Source organism: Algoriphagus boritolerans DSM 17298 = JCM 18970 (genome assembly GCF_900108085.1).
Classification (GTDB): domain Bacteria; phylum Bacteroidota; class Bacteroidia; order Cytophagales; family Cyclobacteriaceae; genus Algoriphagus; species Algoriphagus boritolerans.
This window is the reverse complement of sequence record NZ_FNVR01000007.1, coordinates 1-22,425: the sequence shown is the minus strand read 5'-3', so window position 1 is coordinate 22,425 and position 22,425 is coordinate 1. Positions and strand designations below refer to the sequence as shown.

The window sequence follows — 22,425 nt, the reverse complement described above, 5'->3', positions numbered from 1 at the left end:
TCAATTTAATTGACTTCTTAAATTAAAAGGGTCAGTTAACTTTGGCATTCTCTTACAGCCAAATTTCCATCTAAGCATTATGAAAAAGTCACTGCTATTCTTCCTCCTGTTACTTCCGTTTGTGACGGTAGCTCAAGTAAAAACAGATACCATTCAAGTCTACAGTCCTGCAATGAAGAAGAATCTCAAGGCTGCTGTAACTACGCCATCTTCGTATCAGCTTGGATATGAGAAATATCCGGTAGTATATCTCCTTCACGGAGGAAGTGGTGCATTCAGTGACTGGCACCAAAAGGTCACCGAACCGGGAATGGTAGAGCGATTGGCAGAGGAATATAATCTGATTATTGTTACCCCGGGTGTGGGACCTTCGAGTTATTATTTCGACAGCCCAATGCTTGATTCGGTCATGTACGAGACTTATATCACCGCTGAGCTCATTCCTCACATCGATCAGGCCTTCCGAACGCTGGCTAAAAAGGAATCCCGCGCAATCACCGGCCTTTCCATGGGTGGACATGGTGCGATCATGCTGTCAGCCAAGCATCCGGAACTGTTTGTCGCAGCAGGCAGTATGAGTGGTGTCATGAATATTGATACCCGATTGTGGAAGGTCAATGATGAGTTCAGAGTTTTGCGACAGCAAGGGCAGCAGGATATGCTAGGGCAAGACCTGAATTATGATGCACCGACTTTCAGTAATTTCACGGCTGTTGGATTGGTAGAACGGATGAAAACCAACGGTTTGGCACTGATCATTGACTGCGGTGTGGACGATTTCCTGTTAGAAACCAACCGACAGATTCATCAATTGCTCCTGGAAAATGGAACCCCGCATGAATACATTGAGCGGCCGGGAGCCCACACTTGGCCCTATTGGACAGCCGCTTTGCCTGTGCATTTCCTGTTTTTTGACCGGTACCTGAAGCGTGACTGATTCTGGATTCATCTTACCCCAAAGGTAAATTTCCTTCGATTATTCAGCTAATTTTTGCTTTTTGCAGAAGCATACTCACCCCACTATGTCCAAATTTGACTCAATAAGACCTTTTTATGATGCGGAAGCCAATAAAGCTATCCGCCAGATAATAGATGATCCGATGATGGAGGCAATGATGAATTTCACCTTTCCGCACGAAAACCCCGCACACTGGAAAGATTTGATGCGGCACACTCATTCCCTTCGGGATTTTCAGATCAATTTTATTTATCCTGCTTTGATGAAGGTATTGGAAAAAAGCTCAGATGGACTTACCACAGGAGGATTTGAGGTACTCAAGCCAAATACAGCCTACCTTTATATTTCAAATCACCGCGATATTATTCTGGACACCTCCTTACTGAATGCCTGCCTGTATGAAAAAGGTCTGGTGATGACCACTTCGGCAATCGGTGATAACTTGATCAAAAAGCCATTTTTACATACTTTATCCCGGTTGAATCGAAACTTTGCCATTCGAAGAGGGCTGTCCGGTAGGTCGCTGTTTGAAAGTTCCTTGGAGGTTTCCGAATACATACGAAAATCTCTTTTGAACGAAAACAGGTCTGTATGGACCGCCCAGCGTGAAGGAAGAACCAAGGATGGCAATGACATCACCCAGAAGGGAGTCCTGAAAATGCTCACTTTGGCCGAAGGAGGGGAAAATCCATTTGGCTATTTTGAAAAAATCCAGGTGGTTCCCGTTTCCATTTCCTATGAATATGATCCGACTGACAGTTTGAAAATGCCTGAACTTCTGGCCAAATCCAGGGACGAAAAGTATGTCAAACATGAAAATGAAGACTTTGTGAATTTACTCCGTGGCATAATTGGCACTAAAAAGCGCATTCATATTCAAGTCAACGGAATCTTGGATAAAGAAATAAAAGCCATTTCTTCCCTTGATACTACACAATCAGAGAAACTAACCCATTTAGCAACACTGATTGACCATAAGATCTGGAGTGGATATAAGCTTTGGCCTAGCAATTATATCGCCCATGACTTACTCTATGGAAGTGAAACCTTTTCGGCTGAATACGCTCCTGCGGAAAAAGACGCATTTGAAAAGCGGATGACCGGAAAAGTAGATACCAGTGACCCCGTTTTACTCAAAAGCTTCCTGTCTATGTATGCTTATCCTGTGGATAATAGCCTGAAAGCTAAAGAAAAATCCTAAAATCTAAATAATCTTTAGTCCAAAGGAAGTATGAATTCGAATTCTGTCCCCTTTCCCAGTTCTGATTTTACATTTAGCTTACCTTTAAGTGAATTTACCAAATGGTGAACTAGATTCAACCCAAATCCGAATCCTTTTTCTCCTGAAGTTCCCATAGAAGAGTTCGTTCCTCCTGCCTGGATCTCCTCGATTTTAGTTTGATCAATCCCAACACCATTGTCTTTTACTTTAAAAACAAGTTTCCTGATTTGATCCAAAACTTCCATATCGAGCAGAACCTCTATTTTGCCATGAGTGGGAGTAAACTTAATTGCATTGGAAATTAAATTCCCCAGTATTTGGAGAATCTTGTTTTTAGGAAAAGGAATCTCTTCAAACGGAGGATTGGCTTTTACTTCCAATTCGACCTTTTTGGATATTGCCTGAGGATTATACATATCCTTCAGTTTAGTTTTTAAGGTTGAAAGAGAAAATTCATGCTCTTTAGGGGACCTGTGGATGACTTCCCCTGAGTCCGCACTATTGGAAAGGATTTCATCTGCAAGTTCCAAAATTGACTTTCCGCTTTTTTGAATCAATGAAATGAAGGAAAGCACTTCCTCCAGTTTATTTTTATCGCCCTGCATTTGGATTATCTCAGCCAAACCAATGATCCCTCCTATCGGACCACGGATATCATGTGCAACCCGGTTTTTTATCGAGTTGGTTTCTTGCACTTTCCTTTTAAGACTCGAAATAGCATGGTGGATTTTGATTCGATTGACCACTTCCCCTGCAATAATCTCCAGCATTTCTTTTTTTTCAGCACTCAGATTTTTTTCACCATCATGTATCACACAGAGCGCACCTAAAGCGATGTTATTTTCAAGTTTTAGCGGCACCCCATAATAATACTTAAGTTTAGGAGCATCTGTGACATAGAACTTATCCTTAAATCGCTCATCTACCGACAGATCTTTTATTTCAAAACCATCAATATTCTCCTGTAAAATGGTGTATTGACAAACCGAATCTTCCCTCGGCATTTGCTGGATATCGAGACCGAAAGATGAAGCGCTCCATTGCGTAAAAGAGTCAATCAGATTGATCAAAGAGATGGATGTTCCTGCCACTTTTGCGGCCAGCTTGGTAAGATCCTTAAAAGAATCATTCAGTTCCAAATAGTCCAAATCCAATTCACTTAGAGCCAATAAGCGATCCATTTCATTCTCGGGAATTGGCGTGGTAAGATCCAGATCGATAGATTGAGGTGATTTTTCTTGAGTCATGGTAGCTTGCGATTTCAACAAATCAAGTCACAAATATTCAATACTGATACAAGATTCCCTTCTTTTCTTTCATGAGAAAAACCAGTCACTATCTTGTGTATATTAAGTGCATATTTCATCGATTAATTCTAGCCAACCCATGATTACAAGTTTAAATTTCAGTATATTAGTTTTCATTTTTTCATACTTTGAAACTATCCCTGTCGGAAAAATCAGCACCCCATTGGGAGATATTTGGATCAGCTTGGATAACCGTACCCCCAATCACCGCGAAAGTTTCATTGAACTTGCCCAAGCTGGATATTGGGATTCACTTACTTTCAATCGGGTCATCCCAAACTTTGTCGCTCAGGGAGGCTGTCCCGATACACCTGCCGGATTCACTGATCCGGAATACTTACTCGACCCCGAATTTCATCCCGAACTGACACACGTATATGGGGCCCTAGGAGCCGGAAGAGATGATAATCCGGGCAAGCGCTCGGCAAGGTGCCAGTTTTACATAGTCCAAAACCCCCAGGGAATTCATCGCCTGGATGGAGATTATACCGTATTTGGGCATGTGATCAAAGGAATGGATATCGTCGATCAGGTGGTAAATGTAGCCCGAAATCAAGCAGACGAACCCGAAACTCCGATTACCCTAAAAATTGAAATAATTTATCTTAACGAGATAGAATACTCAAATCTTATCAATCAACCCAAGAAATGAATCCCATCAGAATACTCATTGTAGGATGCGGCAATATGGGAGCGTCCCATGCAGCAGCTTACCATTCCATGCCTGAATTTGAAATTTGTGGTCTTGTGGCCCGAGGAGCCAGCAAAGTGCGACTCAACGAGAAGCTCGGCACCAATTATCCGCTTTTTGATGACTTTGAGGAAGCTTTGACCAGGACCCAACCGGAAGCGGTTTGTATTTCTACCTATCCGGATACCCATGAAGAATTTGCATTGAAGGCGCTGGAGGCAGGCTGTCATATTTTTATCGAAAAACCGCTCGCGGACACAGTTTCAGGCTGTGAAAAAATCATTGCAAAGGCTAAGCAATCCGGAAAAAAAGTAGTGGTAGGATACATCCTTCGGCATCATCCTTCCTGGATCAGATTCATTGAAGAAGCTCAAAAACTGGGTAAACCACTCGTGATGCGAATGAATCTGAATCAGCAAAGCCAGGGATACATGTGGGATGTCCATCGCAATTTGATGAAGTCACTCAGCCCAATCGTGGATTGCGGGGTTCATTACATTGATGTGATGTGCCAAATGACCCGATCCAAGCCTGTGTGGGTGTCGGCCATCGGTGCCAGATTGACTGAGGACATCGCTACTGAAAATTATAATTACGGGCAATTGCAGATCAGATTTGAGGATGGCTCGGTAGGTTGGTATGAAGCAGGATGGGGCCCGATGATCAGCGAAACTGCCTTTTTTGTAAAAGATGTGTTTGGGCCCAAAGGAGCTGTCTCCATCGTAGCCAAAGACGCGGGAGCTTCCGGAAAATCCGACCAGGTCGATAGCCACACCAAAACCGAATCCATTCGAATCCATCATGCAGACATCGATGATAAAAACCATTTCCTGAAAAAGGACACTTGGGTAGATATGACTGACGAACCGGACCATCAGGGCCTTTGCGATCGGGAACAAGCCTATTTTCTAAAAGCCATCAGGGAAAACATGAATTTAACCGATCATTTGGATGACGCCCTCAATAGCCTCAGAATCGCCTTTGCTTGTGATGAATCTGTGAAAACGGGAGAAGTAGTAAGGCTGTAGGTTTACACAAAAAAGCACTTGGTAGGTATCAAAATCCTATTGACTTATATTCATGAGTTAAAAGTCATCATCACATGGGTAAATCCTCTACGACTAGAGATTCTCAGTTTTTTAATAATTCCACTCAAACTTTAGAACGATCTGAAGAATTGCTCAAGCAAATTGAGTCATTGGGAGGAATTGGACATTGGGAAATCGATCTAAAAACAGGGGAAAACAAGTGGTCGGATCAATTTTACAGGATTTTGGGATTGGATCCGAATCAAGTCAAGCCCTCGATAGACTTAGCGCTTTCTGTCGTTCATCCTGACGATCGGGAATTGGCCAGATCCCACTACATGAATTCGATCAGGACAGGTCAACCTTTCAAAGTTGAAAAACGGATCATTCATTCCAATGGAGAAGTTCGGTATATCATTTCTGAAGGGATAGTGGAGTTGGATGCCGATAAAAAGGCAACTCGTCTTTTTGGCGTATTCAAAGACATAACTCAAGAAAAACAGCAGGAGATCGAACTTCAAAAAACCAATCTCCAAATCGAAAACATCCTGAATACAACGCAGGATTTGATATTTTTAGCCAACGAAGCGGGCTACTATCAGAAGGTTTCTAAGTCCAGTTTCAAGATCTTGGGTTATCAACCCGAAGAACTCATCGGGAAATCCTTCCGGGAACTTATCCACCCGGATGACTTTCAGGCGACCCTAGAGATCAGGAAGCAAATAATGGCAGGTATTCCTTCCGCTGATTTCAAAAATCGCTATTTCAAAAAAGACGGGTCAATCATTCACCTGAATTGGTCTGCCACACTTGACCGAATCACCAATACCGTTTTTGCCATCGCAAGAGATATCACCCAGCTCGTCCAAACAAGAGAAACTCTTCGTCAAGACCGTCAAAAACTTGCCATTGTTCTGGACTCCTCTCCGGAAACCATTTGGGCAGTTAACCGCAATTATTGTTTGCTCACTGCAAACGACAAATTTCTTTCGGCAATGAAGGAAATTGGGAATTGGGAAATTAAATCAGGTGACAATCTGATCGTTAACACCCCATTACCAGACTTTTTTATTCAAGAATGGAAAGCCTGGTACGACCGGGCATTGGCAGGCGAGGCCTTTTCTGTCGTGAGAAAAGTCTCTCTTATACAAAAAGGCGGCTACATGGAAGTTTATTTTAAGCCAATTTTTGAAGAAAATAAAGTCGCCGCAGTGGGGTGTTATAGCCTGGATGTCACCAAACTAATACTGGAAGAACAAAAGCAAAACGAGCTGCTGGAGCGTCTGAATCTTGCACAAAAGATAGGAAAACTCGGGTACTGGGAATTTGATGTTCAGACAGAAGAAATTTACTGGTCTGATGAAATCTTTGTCATTTGGGGAATAAACAAAAGTCGATTCAATCCAAACTTTGAACTGTTTTTTAATACGATTCATCCGGAGGACCAGGCCAGTTTTCTTGAACACCACAATCGGGCGCTGTCCGGAGGTGAACCTTTGGATGCCGTACACAGAATCCTACTTTCCTCCGGAGAAATCAAATACATTCACGAAAAGGGGGGAATCGAATTTGATCCAAAAACGAAATCCAAGCGATTCCGGGGTACCGCACAAGATATCACCAAGGAAAGGACGATCGAGCGGGAGCTGCTTGAGCGAAATATCTTCATTGAATCAACTCTCAAAAATCTCCCCTTAGGCATTGCAGTAAACAAAATCAGCACGGGACAAACCACCTATGTCAACCCCGCTTTTGGTGAGATTTATGGATGGCCTGCTGATTTGTTTCTCGATGTTGAAAGTTTTTACCAAAAAGTATTCCCGAACCAAAAAATCCGGGAATCCATCACACAAAGGATATTAGAAGATATCCAAAGCGGGGATCCGGGGAGAATGATCTGGAAAAATATTCCAATCATGACCCAAAGCGGGAAAGAGAAAATCATCACTGCCAAGAACATTCCGCTCCCCGAACAGGATATTATGATCTCGACGGTAATGGATGAGACGGATCGCTTTTGGGCGGAACATTCGCTGATCACCAGCAATGAACGCTTTCACTTGGCCACCCAGGCGGTATCAGATGCGATTTGGGACTGGGATATCAAGAAGAATTCGATTTTTTGGGGTAAAGGATACCACCGCCTTTTTGGCTATCCGGAAGAGATGGACCATGTTTCGGAGGATGTATGGCAAACTATGATTCATCCGGAGGACCTGCCGGCCATTTGGGAATCCATTAAAATCGCCCGAAACGATAAAAATCAAAACCGCTGGTATGGCGAATACCGCTTCAAAAAGTTTGATGGAACCTACACCATCGTCAAAGAAAACACGGTCATTCTGAGGGATTCGGATGGAGAACCCTACCGAATGGTCGGGAGCTTGACTGACATCAGCCAAGAAAAAGAAAAGGAGCTGGAGATTCAGAAAAAGACCAACCTGATAGCCGCCATCTCTTACATTATCCAATCGCTTCTTGAAACTGAAAATTGGCAAGAGCTGCTGAGCCCGATTCTTCAATTAATGGGAGAATCCTCTGGAGCTGACCGGGTTTATTTCTTTAAAAATTTCCAAGACCCTGTATCGGGGCTTCATTTTACCCAACAAACCCATGAATGGACAAATGGACTGGTGAGTTCAGAATTAGATAATGCTGAATATCAGGCCATACCACTCCAGGAACATCCGATCACCTATCAGGCGGTACTCCAGGGGAAACCATTAATCGTGGTAACCGAGGAAGCAGAAGAGTCCATGAAACAAATTTTGGAAGCTCAGGGAATCAAGTCCATCCTAATCATGCCAATCTTTGTAGATGGGCAGTTTTATGGCTTTATAGGATTCGATGACTGCACTACTCATAAAATATGGTCCGAAGATGAGATCGGATTCCTGGCTTCAGTCACCACGAATTTATCCCTTGCCATAGAGCGAAAGCAGAATTTGGACCGAATCCGTGATGCCTTCGAGTCCAGAGATTCACTTTTGGAAAGTATCGGTGACTCATTTTATGCTTTGGATAAAAACTACACGGTCACCTACTGGAATAATGTAGTGGAAAAGCTTACCGGGATTAAGCGGGAAAGTATTGTCGGCCGGAGCCTATGGGATTTTGTTGAGGTCGAAAATGAGCAATTCAAAAAAGCCTATGAACTCGTTTTTCAGGAAAACCAATCCCAGTATTTTGAGGCATTCGACTCCTGGATTAATAAATGGCTGGAAGTGACCATCTACCCTTCACAGGGTGGACTCTCCGTGATTTTGAAAGATATCACCTCCAAAAAAGAATCTGAAAAGCAAATCCAGGAATTCAATGAGCGCTTTAGATTAATCTCTCAAGCTTCCCACGATGCGATTTGGGATTGGAATATTGAGACCGGCGAGCATTATTGGGGAGAAGGTTTCAACGCTCTCTTTGGAGAGGAAATCGCGGGCATTTATGACAACTACGACAGGTGGCGGGACCATATTCATCCGGAGGACAGAGAACGGGTAATTTCACTTTATCAAAACGTCCTGAGCAGTCCTGAGAACACTTTTTTTGAAGCTGAATATCGCTTTTTGAGAAAAGATGGGGCAATGCGTTATTTAGCTGATAAAGGCACAATTCTCAGAGATTCTAAAGGAAAAGCCACACGAGTCGTAGGGGCAATACAGGATATCACCCCAAGAAAATCCTATGAAGAATCATTGAAAGCACTGAACACCGAACTTGCCCTTGCCAATAGCAAATTGGAAGCTTCAAATAAAGAACTCGAACAGTTTGCCTATGTAGCCTCTCATGATCTTCAGGAACCCCTACGGATGATTTCCAGCTTTCTGGGACTCATCGAACGAAAATATGCTACGATTTTGGATGAAAAAGGACTTCAATACATTCATTTTGCTATAGACGGAGCTAGACGGATGAAGGAAATCATTCTGGATTTATTGGAATTTTCCAGAATAGGAACTATCGCCGGCACCAAAAAACTCAGTGCCTCCTCTGATCTAATTAATGAAGTTCTATTACTGAATGGGAAACTGATAAAAGAAAAAGGAGCGATTATCCATCTTGGCCCGCTTCCTGATATCCATTGTTATGTCAACGCGATCATTCAGCTATTTCAAAATCTCATTTCAAACGGGCTGAAATATCAGGAAAAAGGAAATAGACCCGAAATCTGGATTGAAGGCCACGAATATGAATCAGAATGGAAGTTTTCGGTCAGAGACAATGGAATCGGAATAGACCCAGAGTATCAGGATAAGATATTCATCATTTTCCAGCGTCTACATCAAAAAGAGCAATACTCCGGATCAGGAATTGGCCTGGCATTGTGTAAAAAAATCGTTGAACTACACGGAGGAAAAATCTGGGTAGAATCATCACTTGGTGCCGGAAGCAATTTTTATTTCACCTTAGCAAAATAAACTATGGCACTTTTGGAAAATTTGAAAAATTGGGTGAAAAACAGATTTTCTGCAAACCCTAGAAACACCGGATGGATTGTTTTTATTCTGAGCTTAACGCTCAGCATGTACCTCTCCTACACAGAGTACAAGCTCAGGCTGTCCATCGAACGGGAGGAAGTCCTCTTCAAATTGAACGAACTTGAAAATAACCTGTACTCCGCCTTAAACAACGGCGTCTCGGCAGTTAAAACGCTGGGATTTTTTGCTCAAAATCAGGAAAACATCGTCGATGATTTTGATAAAATCGGTAAAGGAATTTTAGAAAGCAATCCACTGGTGGATGTCATCCAATACCTGGATAGCGGTACTATCGTGGCCGTTTACCCGCTAGCCGGCAATGAGACAGTCATTGGATACAATGTGCTCGCTGATCCTACGACAAACAAAGAAGTAATGGAAGCCGTCCTTAGAAAAGATGTCTTTTTCTCAGGGCCAATTCATCTCAAACAAGGCGGGGTGGGTATAGTCGGAAGGTATCCCATTTTTGAAAACGAAAAACTCAAAGGCCTGTCTGCCATCATCATTTACATGGAAACGATCTTTGAGGCAGGGAAATTAAATGATGATCCGGACGGGGATTTTACAATCAAACTAACTAAAATCAATCCAAACACCCGTGAGTTGGAAAACTACATCCCATCAGATGATAAATCAATAGCAACGGGATTTCTGGCCAGTTCCCCTATTGATATTGGAAACTGGACACTTTCAGTTCAACTCAAAAAAAGTAAAGCATTTTCCGCGGGACTTTTCACTGTTTTCCTTCGGTTTATCCTCTCATTTGCGGTGGGCTATTTAGCTTGGATCCTCGCTCGACAACCTGCCCTTTTGCGAAAGAAGGTTGAAGAACAATCCAAGGAAATACTGGAGGCGAATGAACGTTTTGAGCTGGCTACCAAAGCGACATCCGACGTGATTTGGGACTGGGATCTGACTTCAAATAAGGTCTTCCGGTCAGCCCACTTTTTCAAGATGTTTGGGTACCAAATGGATGAAAGGACAAAGAATCATGACTTTTGGAAAACAATAATCCATCCCGAGGATGCAGTGAAGGTTTCGGAAAATCTGGAAAAAACACTCCGAAGTGATGCCCAATTTTGGGAACAGGAATTCCGGGTAAAACGAGCTGATGATACCTATGCCTACATTATCGACAAAGGTTACATCCAACGAGACGATATAGGAGCACCTATTCGAATGATCGGTGCCACTCAGGACATTTCCAAACGTAAAAAGGCTGAAATCCAGGTCATGGAAGCGAATCAAAGCTTGGCCAATGCCAATGAAGAATTAAAAGTATTTGCTTTTCTGGCTTCCCACGACCTGCGGGAACCGCTCCGAATGATCAGTTCATTTATGTCCTTGCTGGAGAAAAAGTACAGTAAGGATTTGGATGCAAAAGCCAACCAATACATCAACTTTGCCATAGACGGTTCCAAACGCCTAACCACCCTCATCAATGATCTCCTGGAATATTCCAAGGTTGGATTTCATCCCAATTCGTTGGAAAAAATAAATGCTAACGAATTGGTAAAGAGCGTATTGGAGCTAAAATCAGATTTGATCAGGGAATCCAATGCAAAAATAATTGTAGATGATTTGCCTGCGATCATGGGGATCAAAACCCCGATTCAAATCTTATTTCAAAATCTTATCGGGAATTCGCTGAAATACAGAAAAACTGACACAGAACTGATAATTAAGATTTCCGGAAGAGTGGAAAATGATTTTTTGGAATTTTCTGTTGAGGACAACGGAATTGGTATTGAAGGTGAGTATCTAGAATTTATCTTTGGTATATTGAACAGAGTGCATCCAAAAGAAAAATATCCCGGAACAGGGATGGGACTGGCTACTTGTAGGAAAATAGTGACCCAGCATGGGGGAAAAATTTGGGTAGAGTCAACTCTTGGTGCTGGAAGTAAATTTTTATTTACACTGAAAAATTATGGATAAAAAACCGATGAAAATCCTTTTGGTGGAGGACAACGAAGGGGATATACTTTTAACTACCGAAGCCTTGGAAGAATGCAAAGTCAAGCATGAATTACGGGTTTCCAGAAACGGCAGTGAGGCCTTAAACTTCCTGGTGGACTGCCTGCACAATAAGAAACAAGACTTGCCGGATCTGATACTTTTGGACATTAATCTGCCTAAGAAAAACGGACATGAAGTGCTGCAAAGCTCTAAAAATCACCCAGATCTGAAACATATACCCATCATAATCCTGACTACATCTTCCTCAGAAATAGACATATTCAAAGCTTATCAAGAGCATGCAAACTGCTATATCATCAAGCCACTTGAGGTATCAGAATTTGTAAATGTTACTTGCAAAATTGAGGAGTTTTGGTTTGGCACCGCTATATTACCCAATAACTGAAACGCATGAGAATGGACGAAAAATCCTACAATTTTCTGATCATTGAAGACAATCTGGGAGACTTTATCCTCATCGAGGAATACTTGACGGAGAATATCCTAAATCCAAGACTCACCCGCGCGGAGACTTTTCTATCCGCTAAAAAAATCCTGGAGGACAAAGCCAATCACTTTGATATCATTTTTCTGGACTTGTCGTTACCGGATCTTTCGGGCGAACAGTTGATTGTCGGAGTTTTGGAGTTAGCAGTAGGGACACCTGTAGTGGCACTTACCGGCTTCTCAGATCTTGATTTTAGCATTAAGTCTTTAGGACTTGGTGTTTCAGACTACTTACTGAAAGATGAGCTTACTCCCATCATACTCTACAAGAGCATAATTTATGCGATTCAGCGTAGCAAGTTTGTAGATCAAATTCAAAAATCAGAAAAGCGATACAGTGATCTATTTCAGCTCAGCCCATTGCCAATGTGGGTTTACGATTTAGAGACCTTTCACTTTTTGAATATCAACCAAGCTGCAATAGCTCACTATGGATTTAGCGAAAGTGAATTTTTAAGCATGCGGATCCATGACATCCGGCCAGAAGAAGACATCAAATTAATGGAAGAGGCAGTTGCGGATACACGCAAGGGAATCGAGTTGAAGCCAAAAACGGTCTTTCGTCATAAAAAAAAGAACGGAGAAGTAATTTTCGTAGAAGCTACCACCAACCCGTTGGTATTCAATGGCAGGAGTTCCGTGCTCGTATTGGTGAATGACATCACCGAACGATTGAGATACGTAAACACCATCGAGAAGCAAAATGAAACTTTCCGCGAAATTGCCTGGATTCAATCGCATGTAATCCGAGCTCCATTGGCAAGATTATTGGCTCTTGTCAACTTACTTGAAACCGAAATTCCGGAGACTACGGAAGAATGTGCCAGTCTTATCGGCCATATCAATGATTCTTCATTGGAACTGGACCAAATCATTCGTGATATAAGTCAACGATTAGAAAATATTGTATCCATCCAAAAAAATGAAGCTTGAACTTGTTTTGGTGGACGATGATGAAGTTCTGTTAACCATCTTGGAAAAGATGTTTTTAAAAGTCCGGTCTGATGTCAAAATTACCCTATATAATTCCGGACAAAAAGCCCTCGACCACCTTACCAATACTCATTCTGTTTCCGGCAAAAGATTTTTGTTGGTCGATATTTATTTGAATGACATGAGTGGTTGGGATTTATTGGATGAACTCACCAAGAGAAATGATGCGGCATCCAAAGTTTTTATTCTCACCTCATCGGTAAATCCGATTCACTTAGAAACTGCTAAAAATTATTCTCAGGTGATCGATTTTTTTGAAAAACCCATATCTTTTGATAAAATTCATCGAATCTTCGAATTGATAGAGAAGGAATAGCACGTCTATTTTTAATCTTTTAAATTAACTTGAGAAGATCCAGTCCATGATTTGCAATTGACCCAAACCTATTGAAATGAAAACAAGTAATGTCCTTATCACCGGAGGAGCCAGCGGAATTGGACTTGCCATGGTCCGAAAATTTGCCTCCGAGGGCTGGCACGTCTTTTTTATCGATACCAATCCTGTCGAAGGAACAAAACTCCAGGATAAAGAGCATGAAAAAGGCTATCCGGTCAAATTTCTGGAAGGAAGTATCGCTTCCTACACGAAAGTGGAGCAGCTGATTAATCAGATTCCCGGCAAATTAGACGTATTGATCAATAATGCAGGAATCTCACACATCGGAAGAGTGGATAACACTACAGAAGAGGACTTTGACCGCTTATTTCAGGTCAACGTCAAAGGGATGTTTAACTGCATCAAAGTTGCTCTGCCCAAATTAAAAGAAAATGGAGGCGGCTCTATTCTCAATATGTGCTCTGTGGCAGCAACAATCGGGATTCCGGATCGCTTTGCCTACAGCATGACCAAAGGAGCGGTCCTTTCCATGACACTCAGTGTGGCCCGGGACTATGTTCAGGAGGGTATTCGATGCAACTGTCTTTCACCCGGCCGGGTTCATACCCCCTTCGTAGACGGCTTTTTAGCCAAAAATTATCCCGGACACGAAAAGGAAATGTATGATAAACTTGCCGCGTCTCAACCCATCGGTCGGATGGGAACTCCCGAGGAAATCGCCGAATTGGCCTATTTTATCAGTTCCGACGCTGGAAGCTTCATCACTGGAGCCAACTTTAATATTGATGGAGGATTTATGGGATTGAAGATGTGATTCTAGAATTGGAAGATTGAAAAATTTCAAAATTGTAAAATTTGATACCGGAGATCAGAATAAGCTAAATTATGAATATAAGGAATGGTACCAATAACCATATTATATTCGGATTAAACCTCGAATTCCCGCCGGTCGACTGACAGGTACTCCTATTCAATTTCATTATTCTTGTTATCGAATTCGATATTTTAATTTCTTGGTTCTTGGTTCTATAAATCTTGATACTTGATTCTCACTACTAGATACTAAAAAAAATGAAACTCATTCGATTTGGAGAAACCGGAAAGGAAAAACCCGGAATTCAGGATAGATCAGGAATCAACCTAGACTGTTCCGGCTTTGGAGAGGATTGGAATGAAGCTTTTTTCAACAACAATGGCCTGGCACGCCTAGAGGATTGGCTTGCTGTGAATCAGAGCACCCTCCAAGAAATTCCTAAAAACGCCCGAATCGGTTCTCCAATTGCCCGTCCATCCAAAATCATCTGCATCGGGCTGAATTATCGAAAACACGCCGAGGAAGCCGGAATGGCAGTACCGGAAGTTCCGATCATTTTTATGAAAGCTACTTCTTCGCTTTGCGGACCGTTTGACCCGATTTACATTCCGAGAAATTCCGTTCAAACCGACTGGGAAGTGGAACTGGCTGTGGTGATTGGCAAGCGGGCGAAGTATGTGAGTGTAGAAAACGCCAATGACTTCATCGCAGGATACTGCCTGCACAACGATGTCAGCGAGCGGGATTTTCAACTTCGACATGGAGGTCAGTGGGTCAAGGGAAAAAGTGCCGATCACTTCGCTCCTCTTGGACCGGTTTTGGTCACAAAAGATGAAATTCCAGATCCGCATAACCTCAGACTTTGGCTCAAGCTCAATGGTAAAATCCTTCAGGACAGCAATACTTCTGATCTGATCTTTGACATTCCCACTATTGTTTCCCATCTGAGCCAATACATGACTTTATTGCCGGGAGACGTGATTTCGACAGGAACTCCAGCAGGGGTAGGCATGGGACTCAAACCCGAACCTCGTTTTCTGGAACATGGCGACATTGTGGAGCTGGGAATTGAAGGATTGGGTGTTTCACGCCAGGTGGCAATGAAAGATCCGGAACAATGAGACTTGACGGTCATCAGCATTTTTGGGAGTACGATCCCAAAAGACAGGATTGGATCACCCCCGAAATGAACCGAATAAGACGGAATTTCCTTCCTGCTGATCTTTATCCGCATTTACAGGATGCCAAAATGGCGGGTTGTATTGCCGTGCAGGCAGAAGAAAGCCTTCGTGAAACCGATTTTTTGCTGGATTTAGCTGATCAACATGAATGGATAGTCGGCGTAGTGGGCTGGGCAGATTTGAAAAGTGACAGCTTGGACGAAGTACTCGACACCTATTCTGATCAACCCAAATTAGTGGGGTTTCGGGAAGTACTCCAATCCAAAGATCCGAGATACATGCTTCAGGAAGCGTTTATTCGAGGCATCCGTAAACTAGGCGACAGAGGCTACCCGTATGATATTTTGATATTTCCCAATCACCTTGAAGCTTCTTTGGAGTTGGTAAAAAAATGCCCCGATCAGCACTTTGTGATCGATCATCTGGCAAAGCCATTCATTAAATCAGGCGAATGGAAAGATTGGAAAAAAACCATGGCTCCCCTTTCAGAACGGGAATTGGTTCACTGCAAACTCTCCGGTATGATCACCGAGGCCGATTGGAAATCCTGGACGCCGGAGCAGCTTATTCCCTATATGGAAATTGCCCTGGAGCTATTCGGTCCAGATCGGCTGATGTATGGAAGTGATTGGCCCGTTTGCTTGTTGGCAGGTGAATATGAGCGGTTTTGGCAGGTGATTGAAGAGTTTACGGACTCACTTTCTGCATCTGAAAAAGCGAGAATCATGGGCGAAACTGCCGGGGAGTTTTATAAGATTTGAAAATCCGCAATGCTGCTATGGAGATAAATAAGAGCAAATTAAGTTGCGGATTTTCGTCCACTGACCACAGGCGACTGTCCACAGCAAAAGAATCCGACGTCTATTGCCCTTTCTTGAACCTTAACAAGAATTTGAAAAACTAAATTTGCAAAACGAAGAGAACAAAAATACGTGCGCCTTTTCTTACTGAAAACTAAGACTGCTTACTTAACACTAAAAATGAACCTAAACCTACAAGACAAAGTCATCCTGATTTCCGGTGGAGCCAAAGGCATCGGAGGAGCTATTTCCCGAGGATTGATCGAGGAAGGAGCTATTCCAGTAATGATTGATCCCTCAGAGAAGGAAGCCTTGGAAATCTTCGAGCTGTCCAAGGGAAAAGCACTGCATATTCCCATTCGGTTATTCTCCGAGGATGATGCTCGATTGGCGATTCAAAAGACCGTTGAGGTATTTGGACGAATTGACGGATTGGTCAATAATGCGGGAGCAAATGACGGAGTCGGACTGGAACATGGAACACCGGAAGCTTTTGTCCATTCTGTAGGTAAAAACCTTTTTCATTACTATTACTTAGCTCATTTTGCTTTGCCTTTTTTGAAAAAAAGTAAGGGATCCATTGTCAATATTTCCTCCAAAACAGCGGTAACAGGTCAAGGCAACACTTCCGGCTACATTGCTGCCAAAGGTGCTCAGTTAGCGCTCACCCGGGAGTGGGCAGTAGAACTTCTCCCCTATCAAATCCGAGTGAATGCCATTCTACCCGCAGAAGTTTTCACTCCGATGTACGAAAACTGGATCCAGTCTTTCCCAAATCCTGATGAAAAACTAGCTGAAATCAATGCCCGAATTCCACTGGGGAACAGAATGACCACACCCGAAGAAATCGCTTCCATGGCCATCTTTTTACTTTCAGATAAAGCCTCTCACATCACCGGTCAGCAGCTGTATGTCGACGGCGGATATACGCATCTTGATCGAGCCCTTTGACCTTCAATCCATGACCCAAAAGCCAGCCCTAGTCCCCAAAAACCTGTTAATCCCTTTTATTCTTGTCACCTCCCTGTTTGCACTTTGGGGATTTGCCAATGACATCACCAATCCGATGGTAGCGGCTTTTAAGCGGGTTTTGGAGCTAAACAACACCCAAGCTTCCTGGGTACAGTTGGCATTTTATGGGGGATATTTTACCATGGCTTTGCCCGCAGCATTTTTTATCAAAAAGTACTCCTACAAAACCGGAGTCCTGCTTGGATTGGGGTTTTATGCCATTGGTGCCTGTCTATTTTATCCTGCTGCCGCTTGGGAGAGTTACGGCTTTTTCCTCGCCTCACTTTACATCCTGACTTTTGGATTGGCATTTTTAGAAACCACTGCCAATCCTTACATTCTGTCCATGGGACCGGAAGCCACAGCTACCCAGCGTCTCAATCTTGCCCAAGCCTTCAATCCGATGGGCGCTTTGGCAGGGCTTTTCGTTGCCAAAACCTTTATCCTCAATGCCTTGCAATCCAACCATGTGGATGAAAATGGCAACATCGTTTTTGACACCTTGGATGAAACGGCTAAAGCTGTCATTCGAACTAATGATCTCATGGTCATCCGTAATCCCTATGTGATGCTCGGCTTGATCGTGATCGGGATTTTTATTGTGATTTTGATGGTCAAAATGCCTGAAAGCAAGGATTCAACAGGCAAAATTGACTTTGGGCCGACGATGAAGCGCCTAATGAAAAACAGGAATTTTGTCGAAGGAACTTTGGCACAGATGTTCTATGTCGGGGCGCAGATTATGGTCTGGACTTATATTTATCAATATGCGGAATCGATCGGAATCAGTACTTATGATGCGGTAAATTACGCTTATGCCTCCTTGGGGATTTTCTTGATAGGACGATGGCTATGCACTTTTTTGATGCGAGTAGTAAAGCCAAGAAAGTTGCTTTCTGCATTCAGTGTCTTAGCGATGATTTTCACCTTAGGAGCAATATTGCTAACAGGAATGACCGGGCTTTACAGCTTGGTCATGATCAGTTTTGCGATGTCGCTGATGTTTCCTACCATCTATGGAGTCGCCCTTGAGGGACTGGGTGAAGACTCCAAATTTGCGGCGGCCTTTTTGGTCATGGCTATAGTGGGGGGAGCGATTATGCCAATCCTTCAGGGAATGATTTTGGACTGGGGAGGAAAAGGCTACACCGATGTGATAATTCTTGGAGTTCCTGAGGTGAATTTCTCGTTCGTTTTGCCCCTGATTTGCTTCTTGATGGTGCTGTTGTTTGCCATGAGGGTGAAGGAAGTTGGGAGGTAGCTGTGGTTCATTACTTCATTATTAGATATTCAGCATTCGGTGTTCATTATTGAAATATTGGAAAATTAAGTTGGAAGGTTGGAAGGTTGTAATGTTGAAAAGTGGTAAAGTTAGTATGGTGCCTTTCTTCATCATTCGGTGTTCGACATTCAATATTCGATATTGATCTAAAAGCTGAACAAAGTCTGAATTATTAAATAAATAAAATTTCGAATATCGAACACTTAATGTCGAATATCGAAGTAAACAAATACCCATGAAAACCTACCTCCTCATCTGCGACCTCAAAGATGAACCCGAAGCGATTCAGGCTTATGTCGATTGCCACAAAGCCGTGGCACCGGAAATTCTGGAGAGTATCCGAGTGGCCGGCGTATTGCAGATGAGCATTTACCGCTGGAGAAACCGACTCAGCATGATACTGGTTGGTGATGAAAACTTTAGCTTTGAGCAGAAGGCTAAGCTCGATAACGCAAACCCAAAAGTTCAGGAATGGGAAGCATTTCTCGGTCAATACCAAACCAACCTACCGGGAACGCCCGAAAACTGGAGGTGGGCTTTGACGGAGAAAATATTTGAGTTTAAGGTTTAATTGATTTGTTAAGAGTTAATAGTTAAGTCGTTGAATTCTACCTTCTCCGTTTAGCTGCCCATTCTAATCGATCCGGATTGGAAGTCAAAGGATCGCCAATTTCAAAGATAAATCTTATTATCGTCTAAAAAGACGATAATGTAATTTATCGTATTTTTAAGCGATATTTGATATTATCATTTAAATAGACGATATTCCCAGCTATGATAGCGGTAATCAAAGGCGACATCATTCACTCACGCAAACTTAAAAATCCTGAAGTCTGGCTAAAGCCCTTGCAGCAGCTTTTTTCTCAATGGGGTGAGACACCAAAAAACTGGGAGTTAGTTTGGGGAGACTTTTTCCAGCTGGAAATTGATCATCCTGAAGAAGCCATACACCGGGCTATTCAGATCAAAATTTTGATAAAAAAGATCCAATCCGAGGAAAGTCGAAAGAATTCCAGCCCCATAGATGTCCGAATGGCGATAGGGATTGGTGAAAAAAACTATTCAGGAAGCAAAATATCCGAAAGTAATGGACCTGCATTTGTGTTTGCAGGGGAAAAATTTGACCGGCTAAAAAAAGAGAAAATCAACCTCGCTATCCAAAGCCCCTGGAAGGAATTGGATGAAGAAATCAATTTATATCTAAAGCTGGCCGGAATACTAATGGATAGCTGGACAATTTCCTCGGCTGAACTAATGGAAGTAGTACTAAATCACCCAAACATTACGCAGGAAGAAATAGGAGCCAAACTGGGTATAAAGCAGAATTCAGTCAGCGGAAGATGGAATCGTACCCACGGGATTGAGCTAATGGAAATAGAAAAAGTTTACCGTAAAAAAATCAAAAAACTGATCCCATGATCATTCTTTTAAAACTTCTACTGGCTCATTTGATTGGAGATTTTTTGCTCCAACCAAAATCGTGGGTTACAGAAAAGGAAAAGAAAAAAGTAAAATCCCCAAAAATCTATCTTCACTTTCTGATTCACGGAGCACTCGTAGTAATTCTGCTTGGAATCGAATTTTGGGATTTGGCACTGTGTTTAATGCTAATTCATGGCTTGATTGACCTAATAAAGCTCTACTTTCAAAAAAGCAACAACCGGGTTTTCTGGTTTTTTGCAGATCAAATTACCCATCTCACCGCAATCTTAGGTTTATGGTATCTTTGGTTCCAACCCGAAATAAACCTGTCAATATCACCTGCTTTCTGGATTTACCTGACTGCCCTGATTCTGATCACTCAAGCAGCAGGCATCACAATACAGCTCTTATTGGAAGGCTGGTCAAAAAAATTGGATCTATCTGAGGGCGCTTCACTCCAAAATGCCGGAAAATATATAGGAATCTTGGAGCGCTTGTTCGTCTTTGTATTTGTCATCACCGGAAAATGGGAAGCTATCGGTTTCCTATTGGCTGCCAAATCGGTTTTCAGGTTTGGAGATCTCAGGAAATCAAAGGACAGAAAATTGACAGAATATATTTTAATTGGCACCTTGATCAGTTTTGGCATTTCAATCCTTTCAGGAATAGCAGTGCACTGGTTGGTTGAGAAGATTTAAAATCAAGCATTTAGCCCAAAAAACCCATGAAAAAACCCATCCTAACCCTCCTAGTTAGCCTATTTACATCTATGGCATTTTCTCAAAATCACACCCTTCCACTTTGGAATGGCACTCCTCCCCTTCAGAATGAAATGGACCTGAAGGAAGAAGTGGTGTCCGAAGGCATCATTCGAATCAACAATGTCCAAATTCCCACGATCGAGGTATATCTCCCTGCCAAACAGATCTCAACAGGCAAAGCCGTGGTCATTTTTCCCGGAGGAGGATATGGAATTCTAGCCTACGATTGGGAAGGGACCGACTTTGCCAAGTGGCTCAATGCACAGGGAATTGCAGGAATTGTGGTCAAATACCGCCTTCCCGGTTCTAAATCCCTGACTGATCCCAAGGAAGTTCCACTCCTCGATGCGCAACGGGCCATCCGTCTTGTCCGGCAAAATGCCGCAGCATGGAATATCGACCCGGCTAAGGTTGGAATCATGGGTTTCTCAGCCGGAGGACATTTGGCCTCCACTGCAAGCACCCAATACAATCATGAAGTAGATCGTCCAAAAGATGGGATTGATGCACTTTCGGCCCGGCCTGATTTTTCAGTTTTGGTGTATCCGGTGATTACCTTTCAGGATGATGCAGTTCATGGGGGCTCACGAAAGAATCTGATCGGTGAAAATGCTTCCCAAGAATTAAAAGACCGCTTTTCTGCTCAATTGAATGTCAATGCTGAAACCCCACCAACCTTCTTGGTACATGCACAGGATGACAAAGGCGTTCCAGTTGAAAACTCGATCCTCTATTACCAAGCCCTTCACAAAAACGGAGTGAAAGCTTCCCTTCACATCTATCCTTCCGGTGGACATGGCTTTGCTTTTGGTTTGGGCAAAGGAGCTGTAGAAGGCTGGAGAGAGGTGTTATTGGCGTGGATGAAGGAAACAGTGATGTGAAATTTGTAAAAGGTAAGTAGTAAGTAGTATTTTCCTGTGAGACCACTCACTTTTCAACACTTACCACTTACTTTCCTTTTTGAAGCCATTCCAACAGTCACAAATAATGCCTATCAAAGTAATTGCCTTCGATGCTGACGACACGCTCTGGGTAAATGAACCCTTTTTTCGCGAAGCGGAAGAAAAGTCTGGAGACCTACTGGTTGACTTTTAATCTAAAATTCTCCTTTGGTTTGATACTAAAGTAAAATGATTGTTTGATTCTAGTTTTACGGTCAAAAAAATAACCGCCGGAAATAATTCCAGCGGTTATCCTGTATTATTGAGTCTTACTTCTAGTTTTTTCTTTAACAATCGTTCGGTTATCACTGGGTATCCGATCTTGACCTGAACCATATACATGCCCGGTGCCAATCCATCCAAGTTTTAGGTTGGATGAAAGTTTCTTCACGTATTGTATTTAGTGGGAAGCATAGCCATTGCTTAAAGATTAAATCGGTAAGGTTATATGGAAGGTGGTCCCTAATCCTTCTTGGGATTCCAAACTAATATCCCCTCCATGGGCCTTCACAATATCATAACTCAAAGAAAGTCCTAAACCCGTCCCCTGTCCGGTTGGCTTGGTGGTAAAGAAAGGCTGGAAGATTTTGTCTTTGATGGCATCGGGGATGCCGGGACCGTTGTCGGAGACTGAAATCTCGATTTTGTTGCCAAGGTTTTTGGTGGAAACGGTGACTGTTGGTGTTAGACCTGTCAGGTTTTCAAAACCTGACAGGTCTTGTTCATTTAATTCATT

At 42.7% G+C, this 22,425-nt stretch carries 20 protein-coding genes; 18 read left to right on the top strand and 2 right to left on the bottom strand.

What is annotated here, in order from left to right; translation table 11 throughout:
* Nucleotides 1–79: 79 nt before the first annotated feature.
* Together C4S61_RS08425 and C4S61_RS08420 are read left to right on the top strand one after the other, a co-directional pair.
* Entirely contained in the window at nt 80–937 is an 858-nt protein-coding gene (locus C4S61_RS08425; RefSeq protein WP_103924357.1) for an alpha/beta hydrolase, read from the top strand.
* Nucleotides 938–1,022: 85 nt separating this feature from the next.
* Complete coding sequence (locus C4S61_RS08420; RefSeq protein ID WP_103924356.1) at nt 1,023–2,159, top strand: 1-acyl-sn-glycerol-3-phosphate acyltransferase; 1,137 nt, start codon at nt 1,023–1,025, stop codon at nt 2,157–2,159.
* 14 nt (nt 2,160–2,173) lie between these two features.
* Here C4S61_RS08420 and C4S61_RS08415 read toward each other — a convergent pair whose 3' ends face one another.
* Nucleotides 2,174–3,427, bottom strand: coding sequence for a GAF domain-containing sensor histidine kinase (locus tag C4S61_RS08415; protein ID WP_103924355.1), 1,254 nt, complete (start codon nt 3,425–3,427; stop codon nt 2,174–2,176).
* Between the two features lie 139 nt (nt 3,428–3,566).
* Here C4S61_RS08415 and C4S61_RS08410 point away from each other — a divergent pair, with 139 nt between their 5' ends.
* The 16 genes from C4S61_RS08410 to C4S61_RS08335 all read left to right on the top strand — a co-directional run bounded on the left by C4S61_RS08410 (nt 3,567) and on the right by C4S61_RS08335 (nt 21,629).
* The gene (locus C4S61_RS08410) at nt 3,567–4,139 is read left to right on the top strand and encodes a peptidylprolyl isomerase (RefSeq protein WP_103924354.1); all 573 of its coding nucleotides are present in this window, start codon (nt 3,567–3,569) and stop codon (nt 4,137–4,139) included.
* A complete protein-coding gene (locus tag C4S61_RS08405; protein WP_103924353.1) occupies nt 4,136–5,206 on the top strand; it encodes a Gfo/Idh/MocA family protein in 1,071 nt (356 codons plus the stop codon). The genes C4S61_RS08410 and C4S61_RS08405 overlap by 4 nt, the downstream gene beginning before the upstream one ends.
* 74 nt (nt 5,207–5,280) lie before the next feature.
* Nucleotides 5,281–9,621, top strand: coding sequence for a PAS domain-containing protein (locus C4S61_RS08400; RefSeq protein ID WP_103924352.1), 4,341 nt, complete (start codon nt 5,281–5,283; stop codon nt 9,619–9,621).
* A 3-nt stretch (nt 9,622–9,624) separates the two neighbouring features.
* Nucleotides 9,625–11,619 (top strand): ATP-binding protein, encoded by a 1,995-nt coding sequence (locus C4S61_RS08395; RefSeq protein ID WP_103924351.1) that lies wholly within the window; start codon nt 9,625–9,627, stop codon nt 11,617–11,619.
* Nucleotides 11,612–12,046 carry a response regulator gene (locus C4S61_RS08390; protein ID WP_103924350.1) on the top strand — a complete coding sequence of 145 codons (435 nt, stop codon included), beginning with the start codon at nt 11,612–11,614 and terminating at the stop codon, nt 12,044–12,046. The genes C4S61_RS08395 and C4S61_RS08390 overlap by 8 nt, the downstream gene beginning before the upstream one ends.
* 5 nt (nt 12,047–12,051) lie before the next feature.
* Complete coding sequence (locus C4S61_RS08385) at nt 12,052–13,080, top strand: PAS domain S-box protein (RefSeq protein ID WP_103924349.1); 1,029 nt, start codon at nt 12,052–12,054, stop codon at nt 13,078–13,080.
* Entirely contained in the window at nt 13,070–13,456 is a 387-nt protein-coding gene (locus C4S61_RS08380) for a response regulator (protein WP_103924348.1), read from the top strand. The genes C4S61_RS08385 and C4S61_RS08380 overlap by 11 nt, the downstream gene beginning before the upstream one ends.
* A 76-nt stretch (nt 13,457–13,532) precedes the next feature.
* Entirely contained in the window at nt 13,533–14,291 is a 759-nt protein-coding gene (locus C4S61_RS08375) for an SDR family NAD(P)-dependent oxidoreductase (protein WP_103924347.1), read from the top strand.
* Nucleotides 14,292–14,548: 257 nt separating this feature from the next.
* Nucleotides 14,549–15,412, top strand: a complete 864-nt coding sequence (locus C4S61_RS08370) for a fumarylacetoacetate hydrolase family protein (protein ID WP_103924346.1) — start codon at nt 14,549–14,551, stop codon at nt 15,410–15,412.
* Entirely contained in the window at nt 15,409–16,233 is an 825-nt protein-coding gene (locus C4S61_RS08365; RefSeq protein WP_103924345.1) for an amidohydrolase family protein, read from the top strand. The genes C4S61_RS08370 and C4S61_RS08365 overlap by 4 nt, the downstream gene beginning before the upstream one ends.
* A gap of 219 nt (nt 16,234–16,452) precedes the next feature.
* A complete protein-coding gene (locus C4S61_RS08360; RefSeq protein ID WP_103924344.1) occupies nt 16,453–17,223 on the top strand; it encodes an L-fucose dehydrogenase in 771 nt (256 codons plus the stop codon).
* A 10-nt stretch (nt 17,224–17,233) separates the two neighbouring features.
* Entirely contained in the window at nt 17,234–18,544 is a 1,311-nt protein-coding gene (gene fucP / locus C4S61_RS08355) for an L-fucose:H+ symporter permease (protein ID WP_103924343.1), read from the top strand.
* A gap of 256 nt (nt 18,545–18,800) precedes the next feature.
* Complete coding sequence (locus C4S61_RS08350; protein ID WP_103924342.1) at nt 18,801–19,136, top strand: L-rhamnose mutarotase; 336 nt, start codon at nt 18,801–18,803, stop codon at nt 19,134–19,136.
* 203 nt (nt 19,137–19,339) lie between these two features.
* Complete coding sequence (locus C4S61_RS08345; protein WP_103924341.1) at nt 19,340–19,984, top strand: SatD family protein; 645 nt, start codon at nt 19,340–19,342, stop codon at nt 19,982–19,984.
* A complete protein-coding gene (locus tag C4S61_RS08340; protein WP_103924340.1) occupies nt 19,981–20,685 on the top strand; it encodes a DUF3307 domain-containing protein in 705 nt (234 codons plus the stop codon). The genes C4S61_RS08345 and C4S61_RS08340 overlap by 4 nt, the downstream gene beginning before the upstream one ends.
* Nucleotides 20,686–20,711: 26 nt before the next feature.
* Complete coding sequence (locus C4S61_RS08335; protein WP_103924339.1) at nt 20,712–21,629, top strand: alpha/beta hydrolase; 918 nt, start codon at nt 20,712–20,714, stop codon at nt 21,627–21,629.
* A 490-nt stretch (nt 21,630–22,119) separates the two neighbouring features.
* Here C4S61_RS08335 and C4S61_RS08325 read toward each other — a convergent pair.
* On the bottom strand, nt 22,120–22,425 hold a 306-nt coding region (locus C4S61_RS08325), incomplete at its 5' end, for a sensor histidine kinase (RefSeq protein WP_146064365.1).

What these genes read in the sequence shown, in the direction of transcription:
- C4S61_RS08395 (WP_103924351.1), top strand. Translation starts at nt 9,625, where the DNA reads ATGGCACTTTTGGAAAATTTGAAAAATTGGGTGAAAAACAGATTTTCT.
- C4S61_RS08350 (WP_103924342.1), top strand. Translation starts at nt 18,801, where the DNA reads ATGAAAACCTACCTCCTCATCTGCGACCTCAAAGATGAACCCGAAGCG.
- C4S61_RS08420 (WP_103924356.1), top strand. Translation starts at nt 1,023, where the DNA reads ATGTCCAAATTTGACTCAATAAGACCTTTTTATGATGCGGAAGCCAAT.
- C4S61_RS08385 (WP_103924349.1), top strand. Translation starts at nt 12,052, where the DNA reads ATGAGAATGGACGAAAAATCCTACAATTTTCTGATCATTGAAGACAAT.
- C4S61_RS08380 (WP_103924348.1), top strand. Translation starts at nt 13,070, where the DNA reads ATGAAGCTTGAACTTGTTTTGGTGGACGATGATGAAGTTCTGTTAACC.
- C4S61_RS08360 (WP_103924344.1), top strand. Translation starts at nt 16,453, where the DNA reads ATGAACCTAAACCTACAAGACAAAGTCATCCTGATTTCCGGTGGAGCC.
- C4S61_RS08390 (WP_103924350.1), top strand. Translation starts at nt 11,612, where the DNA reads ATGGATAAAAAACCGATGAAAATCCTTTTGGTGGAGGACAACGAAGGG.
- C4S61_RS08375 (WP_103924347.1), top strand. Translation starts at nt 13,533, where the DNA reads ATGAAAACAAGTAATGTCCTTATCACCGGAGGAGCCAGCGGAATTGGA.
- C4S61_RS08340 (WP_103924340.1), top strand. Translation starts at nt 19,981, where the DNA reads ATGATCATTCTTTTAAAACTTCTACTGGCTCATTTGATTGGAGATTTT.
- C4S61_RS08425 (WP_103924357.1), top strand. Translation starts at nt 80, where the DNA reads ATGAAAAAGTCACTGCTATTCTTCCTCCTGTTACTTCCGTTTGTGACG.
- C4S61_RS08405 (WP_103924353.1), top strand. Translation starts at nt 4,136, where the DNA reads ATGAATCCCATCAGAATACTCATTGTAGGATGCGGCAATATGGGAGCG.
- fucP (WP_103924343.1), top strand. Translation starts at nt 17,234, where the DNA reads ATGACCCAAAAGCCAGCCCTAGTCCCCAAAAACCTGTTAATCCCTTTT.
- C4S61_RS08410 (WP_103924354.1), top strand. Translation starts at nt 3,567, where the DNA reads ATGATTACAAGTTTAAATTTCAGTATATTAGTTTTCATTTTTTCATAC.
- C4S61_RS08400 (WP_103924352.1), top strand. Translation starts at nt 5,281, where the DNA reads ATGGGTAAATCCTCTACGACTAGAGATTCTCAGTTTTTTAATAATTCC.
- C4S61_RS08415 (WP_103924355.1), bottom strand. Translation starts at nt 3,427, where the DNA reads ATGACTCAAGAAAAATCACCTCAATCTATCGATCTGGATCTTACCACG.
- C4S61_RS08365 (WP_103924345.1), top strand. Translation starts at nt 15,409, where the DNA reads ATGAGACTTGACGGTCATCAGCATTTTTGGGAGTACGATCCCAAAAGA.
- C4S61_RS08335 (WP_103924339.1), top strand. Translation starts at nt 20,712, where the DNA reads ATGAAAAAACCCATCCTAACCCTCCTAGTTAGCCTATTTACATCTATG.
- C4S61_RS08370 (WP_103924346.1), top strand. Translation starts at nt 14,549, where the DNA reads ATGAAACTCATTCGATTTGGAGAAACCGGAAAGGAAAAACCCGGAATT.
- C4S61_RS08345 (WP_103924341.1), top strand. Translation starts at nt 19,340, where the DNA reads ATGATAGCGGTAATCAAAGGCGACATCATTCACTCACGCAAACTTAAA.